The sequence below is a fragment of the Pseudoalteromonas sp. NBT06-2 genome (genome assembly GCF_002276045.1).
GTDB lineage: Bacteria > Pseudomonadota > Gammaproteobacteria > Enterobacterales > Alteromonadaceae > Pseudoalteromonas.
Genome location: NZ_NQMR01000003.1, coordinates 26,986 through 47,565, shown reverse-complemented (window position 1 = coordinate 47,565; position 20,580 = coordinate 26,986). Strand labels below are relative to the sequence as shown.

17 protein-coding genes are annotated in these 20,580 nt (G+C 34.9%); 9 read left to right on the top strand and 8 right to left on the bottom strand.

Going from position 1 to position 20,580, the window contains the following annotated elements; genetic code table 11:
- Window positions 1-260: 260 nt before the first annotated feature.
- Window positions 261-1,943 carry a sphingomyelin phosphodiesterase gene (locus CJF42_RS00715; protein ID WP_095364828.1) on the top strand — a complete coding sequence of 561 codons (1,683 nt, stop codon included), beginning with the start codon at window positions 261-263 and terminating at the stop codon, window positions 1,941-1,943.
- Between the two features lie 486 nt (window positions 1,944-2,429).
- Here CJF42_RS00715 and CJF42_RS00710 read toward each other — a convergent pair whose 3' ends face one another.
- Entirely contained in the window at window positions 2,430-4,502 is a 2,073-nt protein-coding gene (locus CJF42_RS00710; protein WP_095364827.1) for a neutral/alkaline non-lysosomal ceramidase N-terminal domain-containing protein, read from the bottom strand.
- Between the two features lie 458 nt (window positions 4,503-4,960).
- Between CJF42_RS00710 and CJF42_RS00705 the strand changes: the two genes are divergently transcribed.
- From CJF42_RS00705 to CJF42_RS00695, 3 genes are all read left to right on the top strand, one after another.
- The gene (locus tag CJF42_RS00705) at window positions 4,961-7,513 is read left to right on the top strand and encodes a phosphatidylinositol-specific phospholipase C domain-containing protein (protein WP_095364826.1); all 2,553 of its coding nucleotides are present in this window, start codon (window positions 4,961-4,963) and stop codon (window positions 7,511-7,513) included.
- A gap of 343 nt (window positions 7,514-7,856) precedes the next feature.
- Window positions 7,857-9,386: an ATP-binding protein gene (locus CJF42_RS00700; protein ID WP_095364825.1), complete on the top strand. Its 1,530-nt coding sequence runs from the start codon at window positions 7,857-7,859 to the stop codon at window positions 9,384-9,386.
- Between the two features lie 97 nt (window positions 9,387-9,483).
- Window positions 9,484-10,155 carry a response regulator gene (locus tag CJF42_RS00695; protein WP_095364879.1) on the top strand — a complete coding sequence of 224 codons (672 nt, stop codon included), beginning with the start codon at window positions 9,484-9,486 and terminating at the stop codon, window positions 10,153-10,155.
- Window positions 10,156-10,348: 193 nt separating this feature from the next.
- On the opposite strand, the gene CJF42_RS00690 is transcribed toward CJF42_RS00695, so the two are convergent.
- Window positions 10,349-11,149 carry a collagenase gene (locus tag CJF42_RS00690; RefSeq protein WP_095364824.1) on the bottom strand — a complete coding sequence of 267 codons (801 nt, stop codon included), beginning with the start codon at window positions 11,147-11,149 and terminating at the stop codon, window positions 10,349-10,351.
- Between the two features lie 409 nt (window positions 11,150-11,558).
- Between CJF42_RS00690 and CJF42_RS00685 the strand changes: the two genes are divergently transcribed.
- Window positions 11,559-12,848, top strand: a complete 1,290-nt coding sequence (locus CJF42_RS00685; protein ID WP_095364823.1) for a hypothetical protein — start codon at window positions 11,559-11,561, stop codon at window positions 12,846-12,848.
- A gap of 332 nt (window positions 12,849-13,180) precedes the next feature.
- On the opposite strand, the gene CJF42_RS27090 is transcribed toward CJF42_RS00685, so the two are convergent.
- Window positions 13,181-13,351 (bottom strand): hypothetical protein, encoded by a 171-nt coding sequence (locus CJF42_RS27090; protein ID WP_170940419.1) that lies wholly within the window; start codon window positions 13,349-13,351, stop codon window positions 13,181-13,183.
- A gap of 420 nt (window positions 13,352-13,771) precedes the next feature.
- Window positions 13,772-14,677, bottom strand: a complete 906-nt coding sequence (locus CJF42_RS00670) for an AraC family transcriptional regulator (protein ID WP_095364821.1) — start codon at window positions 14,675-14,677, stop codon at window positions 13,772-13,774.
- 112 nt (window positions 14,678-14,789) lie between these two features.
- Between CJF42_RS00670 and CJF42_RS00665 the strand changes: the two genes are divergently transcribed.
- Window positions 14,790-15,542 carry a cysteine hydrolase family protein gene (locus CJF42_RS00665; protein ID WP_252097488.1) on the top strand — a complete coding sequence of 251 codons (753 nt, stop codon included), beginning with the start codon at window positions 14,790-14,792 and terminating at the stop codon, window positions 15,540-15,542.
- A gap of 400 nt (window positions 15,543-15,942) precedes the next feature.
- Here CJF42_RS00665 and CJF42_RS00660 read toward each other — a convergent pair whose 3' ends face one another.
- Both CJF42_RS00660 and CJF42_RS00655 read right to left on the bottom strand, forming a co-directional pair.
- Complete coding sequence (locus CJF42_RS00660; protein WP_095364820.1) at window positions 15,943-16,518, bottom strand: uracil-DNA glycosylase family protein; 576 nt, start codon at window positions 16,516-16,518, stop codon at window positions 15,943-15,945.
- A gap of 257 nt (window positions 16,519-16,775) precedes the next feature.
- Window positions 16,776-17,306, bottom strand: coding sequence for a DUF6942 family protein (locus tag CJF42_RS00655; RefSeq protein ID WP_095364819.1), 531 nt, complete (start codon window positions 17,304-17,306; stop codon window positions 16,776-16,778).
- A 230-nt stretch (window positions 17,307-17,536) separates the two neighbouring features.
- Here CJF42_RS00655 and CJF42_RS00650 point away from each other — a divergent pair, with 230 nt between their 5' ends.
- Window positions 17,537-18,643 (top strand): sensor histidine kinase, encoded by a 1,107-nt coding sequence (locus tag CJF42_RS00650; protein WP_095364818.1) that lies wholly within the window; start codon window positions 17,537-17,539, stop codon window positions 18,641-18,643.
- A gap of 8 nt (window positions 18,644-18,651) precedes the next feature.
- Window positions 18,652-19,482 carry a LytR/AlgR family response regulator transcription factor gene (locus CJF42_RS00645; protein ID WP_095364817.1) on the top strand — a complete coding sequence of 277 codons (831 nt, stop codon included), beginning with the start codon at window positions 18,652-18,654 and terminating at the stop codon, window positions 19,480-19,482.
- A gap of 26 nt (window positions 19,483-19,508) precedes the next feature.
- Here the strand turns inward: CJF42_RS00645 and CJF42_RS00640 are convergent, their stop codons facing one another.
- Window positions 19,509-19,754 (bottom strand): hypothetical protein, encoded by a 246-nt coding sequence (locus CJF42_RS00640; protein WP_095364816.1) that lies wholly within the window; start codon window positions 19,752-19,754, stop codon window positions 19,509-19,511.
- A 17-nt stretch (window positions 19,755-19,771) separates the two neighbouring features.
- Between CJF42_RS00640 and CJF42_RS28320 the strand changes: the two genes are divergently transcribed.
- On the top strand, window positions 19,772-20,047 hold the full coding sequence (locus CJF42_RS28320) for a hypothetical protein (protein ID WP_095364815.1): 276 nt from the start codon (window positions 19,772-19,774) through the stop codon (window positions 20,045-20,047).
- Between the two features lie 28 nt (window positions 20,048-20,075).
- Here the strand turns inward: CJF42_RS28320 and CJF42_RS00630 are convergent, their stop codons facing one another.
- Entirely contained in the window at window positions 20,076-20,318 is a 243-nt protein-coding gene (locus CJF42_RS00630; protein WP_252097487.1) for a hypothetical protein, read from the bottom strand.
- Between the last annotated feature and the right edge of the window lie 262 nt (window positions 20,319-20,580).

The following is a 20,580-nucleotide window of genomic DNA, read 5'->3' as shown; positions in this document are numbered from 1 at the left end:
TTTTTGTTTATCTTTTAGGTCCAGAATGTTATTGATATAAAGCTGTAAGCTTTTTATTATTGTGCTTGTTTAACGCTAATAAATCGGCTCGGTTATTCAAAGTACGATCAATAATTGAATGTCATGCTTATTAATAAAGTATCGATTTGTTACTTAACCAGAAAATTTTGGGTTAATAAATAAAGGGCTTTGATAAGTAAATGATGTTTTTAAAGTAACATAATCTAAATAAAAGATAATAAATACGAAAGGTAATAAATATGATTATAAAATTTTTAAAGTTTTTTTTAATAACCACAATTTTATTATTTTCTGCGCAGAGCTGGACGCAAAGCTATATCTATTTAACCAATAATACCCACCAACCATTAGATATTTCTGTTAATCAAAGTGGTTCAGCCCTAGTTGAAGGTGAGCATTGGTTTCAACACGCTGTGTCTGTTCCACCTTTGGCGACCGTTCGTTATTTAGAAACTAATCGTGATACGGGAATTAAATGGGGCAAAGATTATTATTTTGATACTACTGTTACGGCAGTAGATGGCACTAATACTGTCCTTAAGCAAAAATTAACAGGTACTTGGAATTTTAGTAATATTTGGCACGGTGCTCAGGACTCACCTTGGTATAATGATCGAAATATTCATAGTGTTAGTCAAGACTTTTCAGGTGTTGACACAACTATCGCTTTTAAAGCCCAATATGCACGTGTCAATGGAGATGATTATTATTATGTAATTCACCCTCAGCAATTAAGTATTTCGCGTGGTTTAGATAATAATCTAAATGTATTAGCTTATAATGTATGGGCCTTATTACCGGGTGTTGTTTCTAAAAGTGTCAGTGAGCGTTTGAACCAGATTAAAGACAAAGTTAATGGTTATGATATTATTGTGTTCTCTGAATTGTTTGACAATAGCCGCCGCGAGATTTTTCTTAATGCATTAAAAGATGAATACCCTTACCAGACTAAAGTGGTAGATAAATTGAACTCTATCGAAGATGGCGGTGTAGTAATTATAAGTCGATGGCCGATTGAAAATGAGGCACAAATTACTTTCAATGACTGTGATGCAGAAGATTGCATGTCTGCAAAAGGTGTTATGTATGTGAAAATTAATAAGGGTGGTAATCCTTATCATATTTTTGGTAGCCATACTCAAGCATGGACTAAAGAAAAAAATCAAGTAACACGTACCAAGCAATTCCATCAAATGCGTGACTTTATTGATAACCAATACATCAGCGAGAGTGAACCAGTAATTATTGCCGGAGATCTTAATGTAGATAAGATCAAATATCTTGATGAATATTACGCAATGTTAAATATTCTAAACGCGCAAGAGGTGCCAAGAGTGGAGGGGTATGAGTACACCTTTAACGGTGCGGTTAATAATTGGACTAGTGGCACAAAAGAAAACCTAGATTATGTTTTATATTCAACGGCACATCTTATACCGATAACGTCATATTCTAAGGTATTGATACCTCGTAGTATTCACGCTGATGTATTTACAAAATATGATCTTTCTGATCATTTTGCAATTACAGGTAATTTAACATTTGATATGCCAGAAGGAGATAAAGATACAACCGAATTTAATGGTGTTATTAACGCAAGTTGGCTCAATTCTGGGGGTAGAAGTCGTTCTTCAGTTGATAATCCTCGCTATATACTTACTGCTGAGAAAGGAGCAGTCATTAGTATTGATTTAATCTCTGATATTGATAGCTATTTATATATTGAAGCGATGGCAACAAATGAAATTATAGAAAATGATGATGGTGGTCAAGGCCATAATGCTCGAGTATCGATTGATAATGAATCAGGGGAGGGCCTTACTTATTATAAGATCACCGCGGCAACATATGCCAATGGGCAAACTGGCAACTTTAGTTTAAAAGTCAGTTCGGGTATTAGTCTTGTGTTACAAACGGATTAGTGAGTATTACACATAATATACCCATGCTCAGAAGTCCCCTATGGGTTGATTTAGAAGTGCTTTAAGCTGCGTTATTGTCTTGAAAAGGGTAATAACCATTCTGTGCAATCAATGTCTTGCCTAAAGCGTTTCTAATTCCAACTGAATCCTGCACCTTGAAGTGGTTTGGGTATAAGTAATTGTTTCATTTGTTAACTAGGGGCTGTTGATCTTTCGAGATTACTTTTTCAGCGAATTGTTCGGCATCCATACAAGGCAGAGGCTTTGTCATGTGTTCCACATAAAAGGTGATAACGCAGTAAAAATGCCCAACAAACGCTGTCTGAAGGATTCAGCTAAAAGCATTTTATTCTTTGTTGAGTCGTATTTACTTAGAATGACCAGGCGACACACTACTCGCCGCGACTAAAATGCTTTTATCTCGAACAAAATTTAACGCAGTATACGGAAATTTTAGCCTCGCCCGCAGGGAAATGGCCGGTGATATTAATTCACTGAAAATTCACGAGAAGTACCTGTATATGGCTTGATTTCTCCCGTCCAGCCATTTTTCCAATCACCTAAATGTATAATACGATAAGTACCGAGATCAGCCGTGTTGGGTATGTGCCAGGTTATCTCAATTAAAGAGCGATCTGTACTTTCTCGGTTCCATTTATAAAGTGTATTCCAATCAGCATCATTGGCAATTGTTATCCAGTGGTTATTTACTTTCTTTTGAACTTTTAGAAATGTGCTTTGGGTTTTCAGATTGTTTTTTGGATGTCCACCACGATAGTTTACTTTAACAATATCACCACGATTATAATTTGGCTTGGCATCTGTTTTTACCTGACCAAATGCTTCCCATAAGAATTTTCCGTCCCAGACGACACCTGTGCGTTCATTTCTCCATTCGTGCAATCGATCAAGTGGTTGCTTATCATCAAAAACATCTTGATTGTTGCTAATGGCAGCAGCTAAGGAATTAAATTCTTGTCTATAAGCAGCTAAGGTGTATTGGCCATAGACAGTTGAAGCGCCCTCATAATGTTGTTTTTGGTATTCTTCTTTTGTTGCAATATAACCACTGTAGGTATTAGATAAACCTGCAATCACAACACTTGTCACACCCTGTGACTGTAGTTGAGATAAGACATCAGCTCTGATTCTTCGTCCTGCCATCGTCGTAATTTCGCCCGGTGCGCCAATAATAGCAAGTTGACCAACAACAAAGATCTGGAAAGGAAGTGTTTCAGGCACCCAATTTAATTTTCCTGTCGGTAATAAGACGGGCTTAGGGTGCTGACAGGGATCATCTTCGGCCAATTTTACACTACTGAAAAATAAATTGATGATGCCAGCTAATGCCGAGTCTTTAAACGAGTCTAGTGCCCTATCAACCCCTGTATTTTGTATGGTCATGCCTTCATGAATACTCGGGATGCCAGAAGGACCATTTTCAGCCCCTGCGACAAAAGAAAAACCTCTGGCTGCACTACACAGAGCTTGGTCATTGGCATCAGTAAATTGATTGCCGACAATATAGTTTTCCATATCTGCCCAACGATGGCGATATTCAACGCTGCCATTTAGCGTTAAACCAGTTTGATTATAAAGTTGCCAACCTTTGTTAAATAGGCGTACTCCTCCTGCTGTTGCATTGGCAATCTCGTCAGAGCTACCTTTAAAGTCTCCTCGTGAATTAGCATTGCCATCAACAATAAGAGAGTCTCCTAAGTCTGAAGAGGCGAATGAAGCAACAAAAGTTTCACTACCATCGAATTTAGTCGCTTTTTCTTTTTCGAATTGGTTTTGTGCATAACCTGAAATATCAGCACTTAAATAATGCCACTGATTACTGAAGCCTGTAGGATGAACGGCAAACCAATTGATCATGCCGACTTCTTTGCCATTGTCTTTTTTAAATTTTAAAACCGTCATAGCATTATTTGTCTGTGACGCTAATGGATCATAGTCATCATTATTTTCATACGCTGGTAAAGATCGGTTACGAGTCGCACCATCTAAAACACCTTGGACTAATTCAATTGAACCAGGTGACATAGTGTTATGGGCGCGTTGGATAGCATTGACGATACCTTGCACTATGACTTCAAAATTTTCTGAGCTGTAACCACCCAAAACCATGGCTTTGCTTGCTGATGCAATCTCAAATAAAGTGTAATGAGACGAACCACCAGCACCTACGTGTGTATGTGTAGCGGATAGCATGACGTTTTTAGCAGTATAAGTTTCACCATATATACTCTTGAGCCGCTTGATCACCTCAATTTTTACCCCTTGAGAGATCATGCCTAAATCAGCACTGACATAAACTAAGCGATTATTTGAATTTTGGCTTTGTATTATGTAAGCGTGCGCACGTAAACGTGTATGCAGACCTTGCGTTTGTTGCTCCCAGTTTGAAAACCCAAAAAATCCATTTTCAGCTGCGGGGCCTGTAATATCATAGACACCTGTTCCAATGTTATAATCACTCCCTGCTTGTGCAGAAGAGACACCTGTAACGAGCAAGGCTGTTAGGATCAAGCTTTGGTTAAAATTTCGTATTTTCATTAATTATCCTTTATATGTTTAATGAAATACCAATCAAAAGTTAAATCAAACGAGTTTTACAAAATTAATTGTTGTGATTGAACTTTGAACAGTTGGTATTATTTTTTGTTGTAACTTATTTGTGTTTTATTTGTAAGTAACTTGTAATTAAAGTACCTTTACTAGGTAATTTAGAGTAAATACTTTCAATTGTAAAATCCATACTTTTGTTCGTGTTGGCTATTTTATAGTCTAGGCGCTGTTACGATATAGCATCTTGACTACTTTTTGTGTACTAGCACCAATTGCATAAAGAAGTTGAATATTTTATAGAGTCAAAATTGTGGGTAGCTACGTTAATATTATTTACTTAAATTTAGTTGATGTAGCGTCATTCGATAGGCAGGAAAATACTTTGTGTCGATATAAAATTGCTTTCTTTATTTATGCAATAGGAATAAATAGATCGGAGTTACTTTATGGGTAGTTATAAAAAAATGTTGTTAATGAGTATTTTATTGTTAACTTCAAGTGTGGGTTCTGCGACGGAATGCGAAGGATTAAATGATGATGGTGCATTATGCGTGTGGTTGAGAAATAAAACCGACGAGCCTATAACAGTAGTTAGTTATGGGCCATATTCACAAAGTGCAGATCTCAATGATGATTATTACATTGCTAATTTTCCCCTTGTTATTGCGCCGGGACAATCCAAAGCCTTAGCCAACATTGATGACCAGGGGTGGGGGATCTTTAATTACGACACAGTGAAATTTAGAGCACAACTAATACTAAAAAAAAATGGTAATAACGTAACCACTTATGGCGCCTACGTTAAAGCAGATTTAGGCGCTGGCATTGTAAATGATTTTGAATATGGTACTAGAGACTCTGCTTGGGTTGATAATACAGTTAAAGCGATTGAAGATTATGGCGACGCGGGTCGATACCAAGTTACTTTTGCTGAAAAGTCGTATTTGGAGGGATATTTTACCTATATTGATGCTGATCAAAAACCAGATTTAACAGATCAAGAATGTGAATACCTTGATAATGATGGTGCATTATGTATTTGGTTAAGAAATACCACTAGCGAGGCAATTACGGTAACCAGTTTTGGACCTTATTCAAATAATGCTGATTTAAATGATGATTATTATATTGCGAATTTTCCAATGGTGATTGAACCTGGGCAAGAACGAGCATTGGCAAATATTGATGATCAAGGCTGGGGAGCATTTAATTACGATATCATAAAAATGAGAGCACAATTGCTGCTAAACAAAGGAGGAGATCAAATAAGTACTTATGGTGCCTTTGTTAAAGTGAACATTGATGCAGGCATTGTTGGTGATTTTGAATATAGCCTTGATGGTAATCAGTGGGTCGACTATTCAATCAGCGATGTTAAAGATTTAAATAGTAGCCTCTATCAAGTTTCTTTTTCAGAAGAATCTTACCTAGAAGGCTATTTTTCTTTTATGGATATACATAAAAAATCAGGAGTTTATGCATTATCAGATTGGGTATCACAAGTCTATAAAGAACGAGGAGATACAACATTAAGGCAGATGGTGATACCGGGCACCCATGATGCAGGTACATATAATATAAATGAAAACTCTGATCTCGCACCTGATTTATCTACAGAGTTAAAAATTGCTTATGAAGCTGCCAAAAAATCAGCTGTTGGTTGGTCAAAAACCCAATCTTTTAACGCCAAAGAGATGCTTGAGCAAGGAATTCGTCATCTAGATTTAAGAATTAAAAAACATCAAGGTAAATTTGTGATTGTACATGGCTTTGTCGGCATGAGAGTTGATGAACTATTGAAACAAGTAAGAGAGTTTGCAAACGAGCATCCGCAAGAACCTATTATTCTTGAAGTTGCAAAAACACCATCGACTGCAGATATGCCAGCATTACTTGATATATTTGATCAATATGTAGGTGATCGAAAACCAGATAGTAATATTAAAATCACCCAGTTAACCTTAGATAAGATCTGGGAAAAAGATCTTAATGATGATAAAAATAATAATGTGATAGTTATTTGGCGTTCAAGTAGTTTAGAAGGAAAATCAAGAGGTTACTACGGTAGTGAAGCATTAACTGGTAGTTGGGCTAATACCGAGAAAAAAAACGAATTACATGATTATTTATTTAACGCCTTAAAAGAAGCACCGACCGATAAATTGTATTACAGTGCTTTCACTTTTACACCAAAAGATATGACTGTTGTACTCGATGCACTCAACCCATTTTTTGACCATGATTTACTGAGTTGGACGACGAATAAAATGCGTAGCTATATCGGTGATTGGGTACCAAAATGGCATGAATTAGGCTATCGTATAAATATTATGACTGCTGATTTTTATGAATATACCACATTAGTTGCGACTGCAATTGAGCTCAATACTGTCGCGTCATCAACCCCTGATAAAAAGCTAATGTATAAATTAGGTCACAGTTATAACGTTTGGCAAGGCCGAAGAGCACATGAAGATGTTGATATATGGCGAATTACTCCTGAATCAGGTTTTTATTCACTCGGTGACATCGCAAACTCAGACAATAATTTTGCTCTTAATGTTAAACCCTTATTGATTAAAGGCGAGCAGCCTGGTGTAACCTCACCACTTGGTTATAATTGGGTGTGGAATAATAAAGGCGCTCATGACAGTCAAAATAATAAAGTCAGTATTTGGCGTCCTATTGCTCCTGCTGGTTTTGTCTGTTTAGGAGATATAGTCACATTAAATCATGGTATTGCACCCTCCGTTGATTTAATGCGTTGTGTGCATCAGAGTTATGTTGAAATAGCTACTCGTGTTGCAAAAACATGGGATGATAGAGGATCGGGGGCTGATTTAGATGTATCATTATGGTACAGCGATAATACAATTGAAGAAACTCTTAATATAGGCAGTATGCGAGCTAATTTAGGATATAGCCAACCTGAGTTTGATATACTTTACGTGTTAGATAATACCAAACTGTGTAACGAAAGTGACTGTACTACTGATTAAAAGCGACACCGTTTAAATTTGTTTTCACACAGTGGATATCTGTGTGAAAACAACATTGATAAGTGAAACTATAGATAAAATAAAAAAATTCACCCTGTACGCTGAGATATTTAATGTAAACTATCAATCTCATAATTTTCCCAACCAACAAGACAGTTTAGCAAGACGTTGCAATTGATACTGAGTCACTTAGTATCAATCACGAAGTTAATTTAATCGTTAGATGTGAAAGCACTGTGCACTAATTGTGCAAATAAATAGGAAGTTTAAAAGAATTATATAAAAATCAGCGTGAGTGCATTAGATTAATACTATTGGCGTAATTAAGTAATAGATATTACAAATGAAGATCCACATTAAACTCTTTTTGATTATATTTAGTTTTAGTTTGGTTATGGTCGCTAGCTTAATACTTCTAATGCAGTGGAGTTTAGGTAAAGGTATGATCGATTATGTGAATACTAAAGAGATTGAACAGCTAAAGCCTTTAATTACGCAATTACAAACCGTGTATTCAAAAAAAAATAGTTGGGACAGCTTAGAAAATAACCATAGACAATTTCAACGAATGATCGCATCACAATTACAAAATACTGAATTTGAACCTCCTATTAAAAAACGGCCACAAAGACGAAAAGATCAAAGAAGGCCGCCTAGAGATGGTTACAGACAAAAATATCAAACCGACTTAGAAGGTTTTCCTGAACCTAAACATCCTAAAAGGCCAAAAGATGTTTATGGCAATGAACATAATAAAAAATCGCCCTCAATAAATGATAAACGGCCACCACCAAAACCAAAAGTCAGTTATGCGGTTTTAGATAGTGAACAAAACTATATAGTGGGTCATTTTGATAAAAAAAGAGATTATTCATTAACGCCTATTACCTTAAATACAGCTGTGATTGGTTACTTTGCAATTTCTAAAAGACATAAACTGGCGCAAGGCTATGAGCTCGACTTTATAAAGCAGCAGCAGTCTTATATATGGTTAATTGGTTTAGGTGTGATGGTATTGGTGATTATTATTACATTGCCGTTAGCGAGACATTTAGTACAACCGATTAGACAACTAAAGTCAGGCATGCATAAACTCACTCAAGGAAATTACAGCCAAAATTTAGATGTAAAACGTCAAGATGAATTTGGCCAATTAAATCGTGATTTTAACGAGCTTACACAAGCATTAGATAAAAATGAAACAGCACGTAAACGTTGGCTAGCGAATATTTCTCATGAATTACGAACACCTGTTGCTATTTTAAAAGGTGAAATAGAGGCTATGCTAGATGGTATTAGGCCTTTAAACCTAGATAATATTAAATCAACACAAGAAGAAGTCGCGCATTTACAAAAGCTTATTGAAGACCTGCACCAATTAACAAGTGCAGACATAGGGGCTATGAAATATCGAAAAAAAAATACAAACTTGGCTGATTTAATAAACAAAGAATCAAACCGTTATGAAGGTTATGTTACAGATGCAGGACTATGTTTTGAATACACACAATATGCAAAGGTCATTAATGTATATGTAGATCAAACACGTATTTGTCAGTTGCTCGATAACTTGATTAATAATGGTATTAAATACGCATATAGCGGCTCACAAATACAATTATCTTTATCTGTGAATAAAAAAGTAGCAAAAATAATAGTAGAGGATGATGGCCCAGGGGTAGCAGAACGCCACTTACCATATTTATTTGAGCACTTATATCGCGTGGAGAATTCTCGAAATAGAGGGACAGGGGGGACAGGGTTGGGATTGTCAATTTGTGCACATATTATTGAAGCACATCAAGGTGAAATTACTGCTTCTAGATCTATATTAGGCGGCTTAAAAGTAACGATAACCTTACCATTATTCTGAAATTACTTTCAAAATTTAATAATAAAGGGAGTGACGTAAACGTCTGTTATCGCTATGATAAAACTACTTTTGGCTAAATGTAATAAATCCAGTGAATATAGAATCCGAAAATCGTATTTTAATTGTTGAAGATGAAATAAAATTAGCAAAATTATTGGCCGACTATTTCACTCAAGCACAATTTGCACATCACTGCATTCATGATGGTTTACAAGTAGTTGATTGGGTAAAACAAAATAACCCTGATGCAATTGTATTAGACATAATGTTGCCAGGTAAAGATGGCCTACAAATATGCAAAGAAATTCGCCAATTCTCAGATGTGCCAATTTTAATGCTGACAGCCAGAGTAGAAGAAATAGATAAATTACTTGGTCTTGAAATCGGAGCAGATGACTACATTTGTAAACCGTTTAGCCCTAAAGAAGTTATCGGTCGCGTAAAGTCGGTATTAAGACGCTCACAGGGAAAGCTTATTCCAGAAACAAGCTTTAAATTAGACGAAACTCGCTTTGAAGTAAACTTCAAAGGTCAGAAACTTGCCTTAACAGTTGTTGAATTCCAATTATTAAAACCGCTGTTTTCAGAACCGGGTCGTATTTTTTCAAGAGCGCAACTGATGAATACTATGTATTCAGATAACCGTGTAGTAAGCGATCGTACAATCGACAGCCATATCAAAAAATTGCGTAAAAAACTCAATGAAATTAGCCCTGAACAAGAGTTAATACAATCAGTATATGGCGCAGGGTATAGGTTGAACTTTTAGTTTTTTAAGCTGAAGAGCCAATTTTTAGGCCCTATAATTTATTTTTTAACATCATCAAGTACTTGAAATCTTAACCAGTCTTTAAATTCTTGTGAGTTACCATTTTTCCGCTCAATAACTTGGCAGTCGTTGGCATCTTTTCTATCAGAAATACAATAACTTATTGCTGTTTTATTTGCGTCTTTTTGGTTTTTTAATCCATATGAATAACCATAATACCCATTTTGAGAAATAGCCCAGCTTTTAAAGTTTTTATCCTGGGTATATTCTTGGTAGTGTGCTGATAATTCAATAAGGTCATTATCCCTTTGCATTTCAAAAGAAGATGCTTTATCAAAGTAGAAGGTTGATTGCTTTGATCTTGTGATAATTCTCTGTTATTTAAATAAAAGGTGATCAACCAAGACTGTGCATAGAACATGCTTAAATCAGTGCTTTTCCAGTCAGTCATTTCACTAGGATTAATGATATCTTTGGCTGGTAACCATTTTTCATAGCCTAACCATGCTAACCTGCCTTTTTGAATAGTCCCCAAGATGAGTTTATCATTACTGATTTCTACTCCACTTAGGTATTCTGCTGTGCCTTCTTCAAACCAGCGAGGAAAGCTAGCCTCACTTTGGACATGAATATAGTGAACATATTCATGTAAAATTGTGCTGATCATTTGTTCGGTTTTTCGATAATATCTAAGGTAAATAATATTTTTATCTAAATTATTATCGAAATAACCACCTATATTTTTAGAAATACCAAACAGGCTAGCTTCATCTTTACTCATGACATAAATATTAGTCGGAAAATCACGCGTATTATTGTCTTTGTTAGTTAAATTAATAAGTGTTCGAAATGCTTCTAAGTTTTCTAATATAGATTTATTTTCAGTCTCATTTAATGTGCTATATAAGGTAAAGTTATTTGATTGACTTTTGAGCCAGGCTTCAGATTGTAATTTTTCAACACTGGCACAGCCTTGTATTAAAAATATAAACACTATTGAAATTAAAACTTAAACATAAAATCCTCATATGGATGAAAGGGAAGCTATTACTCGAATTATTGATTTTTGAAAAATAACATAATAAATGATGATTTTTAACTGAAGTTTTTGAAGGGTGATTAAGGTTTCCTTGACTGAGTTAATAAATTTTATTTTAAATCAATGGATTTTTAAAATTCAGATTTAATGCTGTGGAATATGCTACTAAACTATTAATAATAGCTAGGCGTACTGCCTAGTTGCCCACTTACTGAACATAAACATAACTTTTCTTTCTTAACGGATGGATAAAGTAATTATGTTACTACATACTATTGGACTTTAAACCCTTATTAGTACTATAGTCTGCATTTGTATGAATGAGATATTTATTTCATTAAATAAATCCTGAATGGAGGATACTATGAAATTACGATTACTTCGAAGATCAATTAAAGATGCAATGTTTGGTAAAACAACAAACAAATACATGCTTAATATTCAAGCTAATGAAATGGCAGATGCTCGTTTAGGGGTTATGTATTTACTAGGTAATACGACGCTTACTAAAGCCGCTTCCCTATCTAATGCGCATATATTCGAAAATTTGATTGTTGGACTTGAGCCTTTGGCTGATCTTAAAAATGCTGCAAGTAAAATTCTTGAGAAAACAGATGCCGTTAATAAAATATCGAATAGTAAACTCGGAGATAAGGCTCGCGCTCTATCCTCCGCGACAGGAAACGCAGCAAATCGTTTCAAACAGACTCAGGGAGGACAAAAAATCGTTAAAGTTGGCGAGGCAGTGGGTGGTGCTGCTGCTTCAGTTGTCGCGAAAATTAAGCAGCTAATTTCAGATTTTTTTAGCATGATGATGAATAAAATACGTAATGTTTATGGTGAATTACTTCATGGTGTCGAAACATTTGCTGAGATTGGTACTTGGTTGACCGCTGAGTTTTCTTGGAACTTATCAAGTTTAATTGACTCTTGGGGATATGCTCAGAATGCTGCTGATACCTATTCTGGTGTCAAGCAAGCTATTTTTAAGTCTAAGGACCTCATTACACAGATTTATGCTGGTCGTGGCGTAAATTTATTAGGTGGTCACCCTAGCATCATCGCAAATGCACTAGCTCGTCATTCTGCTACTGGGGTATTAGGAGGTATCAAGGATACGGCTATAGGCATAACAGGTATTGCTCTACAAGCGGGGGGAGACGCATTTGCTGGAGCAGGTACCTTAGTTGCGCTTGTGAAGGGAATCTTTGACCGAATTGTTAAAATGGTTGATTATCTGATACAAAAAGCTCTGTTGAGTAAGGTGCTTAAGAGAGCAAAAAAAGAATGGACAGCAAGAGAAACACAAGGATCTTTAGTTAAAAATCACAAACAATTTTCAGAGTGGTTTCAATCAGCAGTTATCTCAACACCTATCGTAGCAGCATTGGCTATGGGAAGTGGATTTGCTGCTCACCCATACAAATTTGCGCAGCTTCTAACCCCAAAATATGATTATATATCTCAGGGAGAATATGAAAAAGCAGTTGTGTATATTAATAAGCTTAAATCACTATCAGGTAAATATGTTCAAGAATATACCGACGGGTATGGGGTTCAGTTTTCTAGTACAGATGGGCTTGTAGACTCTCGTTTACGTGAGTTACAAGAAGGTAAAGGTGAGTTAGATGGATATGAGTTTGTTACGACTTGAACACCGTTTTTTGCGGTATAATGTAACAACGACTGAAAAAAGCTCTATTACCTAATCGTTCCCGTAGGGCAAGACGATAAACGGTCAACTGTGTTGTGATAGGATATTTGTTGATAATGACTTAACGACACATTTTCTGTCTCGCATTTGACATGCTTATCGACTTGCTGATAGTGCACATGTCCATGTAGCATGGGTATGACTAACTTTGCGAGTAACACTGGTAGATCTTGTAAAAAATACAAAATAAACATTTTATTCTTTTTTTGCTTAACATTTGCCAATGCGTTTCTATCAAAAATAACCACTCTAACTCTCATAAAATGCTTTTATTAATTGAATATATACCCAAGCCACTTCAAGATGTGAGGTTCAGGACTGCTGAGCAATTCATGATCTAGGCGCATCTTTGCATTAATGGTTACTCCCTTAAAAAAAGATGGACCGGCAATATGCTCCTGCATTGCTCTAGTACCTACATCCATGCAGGCAACAACGAGCATGATTTGCTCAGAAGTCCCTGTAAGGTTGGTTTATAAATACTTTATGCAGCGTTATTGATTTTGAAAAGGGAATAACCATGTTCTTCAATCAATGCCTTGCCTAAAGCATTTCTAATTCCAACTGAATCCTGCATCTTGAAGTGGTTTGGGTATAAATAACCTAAAGCTAGTTATTTTTTTGATGCATCACCCCTTACCTATAGATAAATAATGTTAAACTTCATTCAAAGTACATATTTACCACACAAAACACACCATTCAAGCTTTTATACCGCAATACGGCAATTTTGTAGGTTCTAAAGCTTCTTCTCATCACCATAGTTGATATAAAGACAGCTGTAATCAATTAAACAATGATATTATCGCTCTCAGTAAATACTAGTCGTATTTTATGAGCTAGGAATACATGTACAGCTATTTTTAATTTTTCCTAATTGAACCGGGGGTAGCCTTAAAGAATCTCTTGAATGCTTTTTGAAAAGAACTATCGGAGTCATAACCAACTTCTTCAGCAACTAAATTTATTGGCTTGTTTGTGTTTTCAATTAGTTCCAGAGCAAGCATCATACGCCATTCGTATAAATATTTAATTGGAGATGTTCCAATACAGTCGGTAAAACGTTTGTGAAAAGCAGCTCTAGACATTGCGACCTCTGAAGCCAGCTTCTCAACACTCCAGTTATATTCAGGTATTTTATGTATAAGTACTAAAGCTTGTGAAAGTTGCTCATCGACCAATGCAGATAAAAAATTTTTGTTATTTATATTCTTGTTGGCAAAGGCTCTTAAAACTTTCACAAACATAATTTCAGTATATTTATCAATGATAATACTCGTACCAATATTAGATTCTGAACTTTCATTTATCACTTGTGTAATGATATTATCTAACCAGCAAAACTGCGATATAGTGGCTTTGTTTATATGTATTAAATCAGGTAACTGTTTCAGAAATGGATGAGATAGAAACCGAGAAAATTCAACATAGCCACAAACAATCGTATTTTTTTCATCCGGTCCTATAAATAATGGTATCTTATTTTGATAGGCATCAATGACTTTTTCAGCAGGGATACATTCAGAATTAACTGTATCTGAAATAGTATGAGAAGCACCTGTGGGAAACAGAACAATATCACCTTCGGCTAATCTTCGTACCTCTGAAATAGAGTTAATCTTCAGCCAAGCTTCACCTTTAACAACAATATGGAAAATACACTTCCCACTTTCTGCTACACTCATACCCCAAGAAGTACCAAAACATTCATTAAAATAAACGCTACCTTTTAATCGAACTACCCTCAGGATTTCTCCTAGTACATCCATTTTCTACTCAACTAAATTTGGATTAATTAACTATTATTAAAGATTCTCAGACAAAACACAACGATAAAACTCTACTACAATACCTCACGAAAACATAAACTAAAGAGAGAGTATGAATATGTTAAACTTCACGAAAAGATTATTTGTCGTTACAGCACTTTTATCTGGCAACAGCATTCTTAGCGCCCAAGCCGCATTACCCGACCCAGGAGTTGTATTTGAAAAAGGAAATACTGCAATTGTTATTACTGACCCACAGAATGACTTTTTAAGTCCCAATGGTGTGACATGGGGACTAGTGGGTAAAAATGTTACAAAAAATCAAACAGTAGAAAATATTGATCGTCTTTTCAATATTGCAGAGGATAAAAATATACCTATGTTTATTTCCCCACATTATTATTATCCAAGTGATCACAAGTGGGAACATGGCGGTGCTTTAGAGAAAGCAATGCATAGTATGGGGATGTTTGATCGTAAAGGTCAACTATCAATAGATGGCTTTAAGGATTCAGGCGCTGACTGGTTGAAACAATATAAACCGTATATAAATAACGGTAAAACAGTAGTATCAAATCCACATAAATTGTATGGTCCAGAATCCAATGATATGGCTCTACAGTTAAGAAAGCGTGGAATTGATAAAATTATTTTAGCGGGTATGTCTGCTAATTTATGCACAGAATCTCATCTGCGTGAATTTATGGAACAAGGCTTTGAAGTTCAGGTGGTTTCTGATGCAACAGCAGCAGCACAACTTCCAGGTTTAGATGGTTATAAAGCAGCAATGACAAATTTTAGAATGATTGCGAATTCAGTAAAAACGACAGAACAAACGATCAAACAAATTAAAAAAGAACTTTAAATATACTATTAAATTATGTAGTTATATAAGCTATTCAATAAGTAGCCAGTTAATATAACTAGATATAGAGTTTAGCCATCTAAACGTTAATGAACTAAGCTTAAACAGTCGTTTCATTAACGTTTGGGGTGGATAATGGTTAAAGCGAGCATCGCACCCAGAGTTTCTTTAATCGATGGGCTTTTATTTTAATAATATTTATTACATATTTAATTTCTAACATCATTACTTTTAAGCTAATGTTCGAAGGATTATGCTAAATTACTTGATCAAACATACTGACCGTGCGTTCGTAAAATCATATATAGAAATTCCATTGCTCTATCGGCTACCGATGGTAATATTTATATTAAAAGTATGTAGATCTAATAGACTAAAAACGATATCTACCTTGTGCTGATTAATTGGATAATATTTCATTAACCCGCTGCTTAAGCGGTGGTAATAAAGTATTTTCAAACCAAACATTGCGCTTTAACCAAATATTATTTCGTGGGCTAGGATGCGGTAAAGCAATCATCTCTGGCCAATAGGCTTGCCAATTTTTCACGTTTTCGGTGAGTTTTTTACTGGCATTTGGTAAATGATATGCATGGGCATATTGGCCAATTACAATTGTGAGCTCTATATTTGTTAGTTCAGCTAATAGTTGTTCTCGCCAAGCTACTGCACATTCAGGTCTTGGCGGTAAGTCCCCAGACTTAGCTTTTCCAGGATAACAAAACCCCATAGGTAAAATGGCAAATTTTTTATCATCATAAAAATCGTTTTTATCAACCCCTAACCATTCTCGCAATCTCTCACCACTGGCATCATTAAATGGTGTGCCACTTTGATGTACTTTTAGACCCGGGGCTTGACCGGCAATTAACACTTTAGATTGAGCACTTATCTGAACAACAGGTCGGGGCCCTAGAGGTAAATGGGCTTCACATATAGTGCAGCCTTGAACTTGCTTTATTAAAGTGTATAACATTTTTCTCTTATAAAAGTAGGTATATAAAGCTAAATTCAGCAACGAGAGGAAAAGATACAAATAAAAGCAATAATATAAAAATATAGCCTAAAAGGTGCTTTTGTATAGAGTGCAAAGGGTGAAAGTGACTCATCTTAAACTCCAAGTACAGATAATTTACGATACTTATAAGTATAGTTGCTAAGCATTCTGAAGGTTATATTTATTGCCCTGTTATTATAAATTTTATTTTTAAACTAAAGACAATTAGCAGTATTTCATGTTTTTAATTCAGTTAACATCTTAGATAAACGTTCTATTTTTATATTTGATAGTTGGCGATAATCTAAATAAGGACAAATAATAAGCTTATTTTTCTTATCTATAGCGAACTCATCATCTAACCAGATGAGTTGAGCCAATAATTTACCCGAGTTAATCAGTTCTTTTGCATAAGTTCTTCCACAAATGATATGTAATATCTCTAAGTTTGAATTAAGAACCGGAGGGTTAAATAACAGTGCGGTACGATAGTTATTTTGTAATAAATAGTCATCTCGGTATTTTTGCCAAGTATCTGAACTTTTGCAATAATTAAAATCGTTATTATTTAATGCAAAAAGTAGCTTAGCATATACATTAAATATTTTGCGCCAACCATTGCCACACGCTTGGCCTATTGAATAGATTTCACCTTGAGTTAGCGATAAAACAGTATCAAGATTTTGATATTCAATCATATTAGGCTGATTATTGATGTAAATTGCAAAATCAAATTTAGGGCAGCCAAAGCCAATTGGAGTGTTCATGTGATAATATTTTAAAAAATCAGAGTATCATTTATTTTAAATCATTGATGTTTGCATTAATACTTAAACCTTTGAATTCAAGATAGGGTTTTATTTGTGTTATCTCAAATAATACACGCCTTAGCGCAAATATACTTTTTGTATATTCAATTGTTATACATTAAATTATTGAGATATGGCTTAGATGCTAATCAATTTAAGATGAAATATAGAGCTTACATGTGACGTATATGCAAGAGATAATAAAAGACAATACACTGGAACTTTCACCCAATACATTTTCAAATTTAAATAGTCAATTTTGGACTTTACAAATTGCAGGTTGGCTAGGCTATGCCGTTGTGGTTTTTATTGCGATAGTGAGACCGCAATTAGATGATCCAAACTTTAATTTTTCAGGTCAAATTATTAACTTATTAGTTGAAACCATGAGTGGTTTTTTCTTGTCATATATTCAATGGCGACTTATTCGCCGTATTGTTCACTTACCTTTAAAATTCACTTTGAGTCTTAGTTTTATCTTTGCGGCAATCCTAGGTTTAGTTTATAACATCATAAAGTTAAGCTGTTTTAAGGTCATTGTTTATCATCAACAATGGAATGAGGCATGGAATATGCTGGAGTTTGGTGGTTGGCTATTGTTTTCGCTAACAACTATGTTTGTTTGGACGGCTATATTCTTTGTGATGCTATATAATACGAGACTACAAAAAGAACATGAAATGCTACTAAGGGCGCAAACTGCAGCTAAAGATGCGCAATTACAAATGCTTAGGTACCAACTTAATCCACATTTTATGTTTAATACCATGAACGCAATATCAACACTTATATATAAATATGATAATGATAAAGCCAATGAAATGCTGGATATGCTCTGTGATTTTTTTCGTTATACGTTAGATAAAAATGATAAATCGAATACAAGTTTAAAAAAAGAAATTGAATTATTAGATCTTTACCTTTCAATTGAAAAGGTGAGATTTGGTGAACGATTAAATATTGAAATGGATATTTGCTTTTCTGTACTGCAAGCACAAGTGCCAAGTATGTTATTACAACCTTTAGTTGAAAACGCAATCAAATTTGCCATAGAACCAAATAAACTACCCGGCACTATTTTTATTATGGCTAAGCAAGAAAATAATCGATTGATTTTAAAAATTATAGATGATGGTGAAGGAATAAAAGCAAAATCTAAAACGGGATTTGGTATTGGCTTAACCAATACTAAAGCACGCTTAGATGCGATGTTTAATGGTAATTATGAAATAAATATATCCCAAGGTGATAGTAAAGGCACTGAGGTTTATATTTCTATTCCTTTTGAAAAGTGAGTGCATAAATGAATGAGCAACCTCTTAGCGCGATAATTGTTGATGATGAACCTCTTGCTCTTGAGGGCCTAAGGTTAAGGCTGGAAAAAATACCTCAAATAAATGTCATTGCCGAAGCCTGTGATGGTGATCAAGCAATACAGCTATGTCATGAATTATGCCCTGATATATTATTTTTAGATTTACAGTTACCAGGCTTAAACGGTATTGAAGTTGTGCAAGCTTTGCAGTCAGATATTTTACCTATGATTGTATTTGTCAGTGCTTATGGGGAATATGCAATTGATGCATTTGAATTAAATGCCATAGATTATGTATTAAAACCAGCTAATCTTGGGCGACTTAAAAAAACAGTTGAACGTATCATGCAAAGGCGAAGTCCACAACATGCAGATAAAGAAAAATATAAGCTACTAAAAGCATTAGAAAAATCCTCTGGTCTTGCAATTTCTGAACTCGAAGATTGGCTAGAAAGTGATTCAGAGCTACCGACTAATTTTTGCCAAGAATTAGTGATAAAAAATAGCGATCATGAAAAGGTATTTTTATCTGTAAAAGAAATTCGTTGGATTGATGCTGCAGGAGATTATATGTGTGTTCATACTGCTGATGAAACACATATTGTGCGTGTAACCATGAAAAAGTTAGCAGGCCAATTAGATGAGCGTATTTTTAAACGGATCCATAAATCTACTTTAGTTAATATCAATAGCATTAAAAGTATTCGCTCATTACGTAATAGTGAAAGTATTTTAGAACTAGGTGACAACATTCAATTAAAAGTCAGTCGAAATTATAGTAATGCGATTCAAGAGTTATTAAATTCAAAGCAGCTATAATTTTAGCTTATGGGTAGTGTTTTATATTACATATTCATTGTGAACCGAACAATATTATATTTAAGCTGATTTATCGTAAAGGTGAAGTTGATTTTATAATCATAGAGCCTATTATTTTTAGGTTTCTCTATTTTTAATTTTGCATCATGGATTGCTGAAGAAGCAAAGTTTTTAGTCAACAACTTAGCATGTAAGTTTTGTAAAACACCTTTAACTAAAACACTAGGGGCTGTTGATCTTTCAGGGTTAAATTTTGTTCGAGATAAAAGCATTTTAGTCGCGGCGAGTAGTGTGTAGCCTAGTCATTCTAAGTAAATACTACTCCGCAAAGAATAAAATGCTTTTAGCCGAATCCTTCGGACAGCGTTTGTTGGGCATTTTTACTGCGTTATCGCCTTTTTATGTGGAACAACCACATGACAAAGCCTCTGCCTTGTACAATTTCCCAACAATTCGCTGCAAAAGTAATCTCGAAAGATCAACAGCCCCTAGAGTAATTCTAAATATTGAGGCGAATTTTCAATACTTTATAATTTTCTTCAACTCCCCAGCATTGGTGATATAAATTAGCGAAAACAGAAATTGGATAAGCTTTAAGATCTGTTAATGATGAAGCCAAAACCTCTGTCATAAATGACTAAGTCGCCTGTTTGAGTTTTATTTAAATACTTTATCGTCATTTCACGCTCTCCTGTTGAGTGAATTCCTATCTGCAAACCTAGGGTAATATTATTATTAACATCATAAAGTTGAGAAAGTAGAACGTCAGGCATATACCCAAGCCACTTCAAGATGTGAGGTTCAGGACTGCTGAGCAATTCATAATCTAGGCGCATCTTTGCATTAATGGTTACTCCCTTAAAAAAGATGGAACAACGAGCATGATTTGCTCAGATGTCCCTGTAAGGTTGGTTTATAAATACTTTATGCAGCGTTATTGATTTTGAAAAGGGAATAACCATGTTCTTCAATCAATGCCTTGCCTAAAGCATTTCTAATTCCTACTGAATCCTGCATCTTGAAGTGATTTGGGTATAGTTGTATGTGAACACGCTTTACCAAAATGCTTAAATAGTTCATCAGAGATAGATAATTTGT

Coding starts and splice junctions, on each gene's coding strand:
- CJF42_RS00715 (WP_095364828.1), top strand. CDS start 261: ATGATTATAAAATTTTTAAAGTTTTTTTTAATAACCACAATTTTATTA.
- CJF42_RS00710 (WP_095364827.1), bottom strand. CDS start 4,502: ATGAAAATACGAAATTTTAACCAAAGCTTGATCCTAACAGCCTTGCTC.
- CJF42_RS00705 (WP_095364826.1), top strand. CDS start 4,961: ATGGGTAGTTATAAAAAAATGTTGTTAATGAGTATTTTATTGTTAACT.
- CJF42_RS00700 (WP_095364825.1), top strand. CDS start 7,857: ATGAAGATCCACATTAAACTCTTTTTGATTATATTTAGTTTTAGTTTG.
- CJF42_RS00685 (WP_095364823.1), top strand. CDS start 11,559: ATGAAATTACGATTACTTCGAAGATCAATTAAAGATGCAATGTTTGGT.
- CJF42_RS27090 (WP_170940419.1), bottom strand. CDS start 13,351: ATGCTCGTTGTTGCCTGCATGGATGTAGGTACTAGAGCAATGCAGGAG.
- CJF42_RS00670 (WP_095364821.1), bottom strand. CDS start 14,677: ATGGATGTACTAGGAGAAATCCTGAGGGTAGTTCGATTAAAAGGTAGC.
- CJF42_RS00665 (WP_252097488.1), top strand. CDS start 14,790: ATGAATATGTTAAACTTCACGAAAAGATTATTTGTCGTTACAGCACTT.
- CJF42_RS00660 (WP_095364820.1), bottom strand. CDS start 16,518: ATGTTATACACTTTAATAAAGCAAGTTCAAGGCTGCACTATATGTGAA.
- CJF42_RS00655 (WP_095364819.1), bottom strand. CDS start 17,306: ATGAACACTCCAATTGGCTTTGGCTGCCCTAAATTTGATTTTGCAATT.
- CJF42_RS00650 (WP_095364818.1), top strand. CDS start 17,537: ATGCAAGAGATAATAAAAGACAATACACTGGAACTTTCACCCAATACA.
- CJF42_RS00645 (WP_095364817.1), top strand. CDS start 18,652: ATGAATGAGCAACCTCTTAGCGCGATAATTGTTGATGATGAACCTCTT.
- CJF42_RS00640 (WP_095364816.1), bottom strand. CDS start 19,754: ATGCTTTTATCTCGAACAAAATTTAACCCTGAAAGATCAACAGCCCCT.
- CJF42_RS00630 (WP_252097487.1), bottom strand. CDS start 20,318: ATGCGCCTAGATTATGAATTGCTCAGCAGTCCTGAACCTCACATCTTG.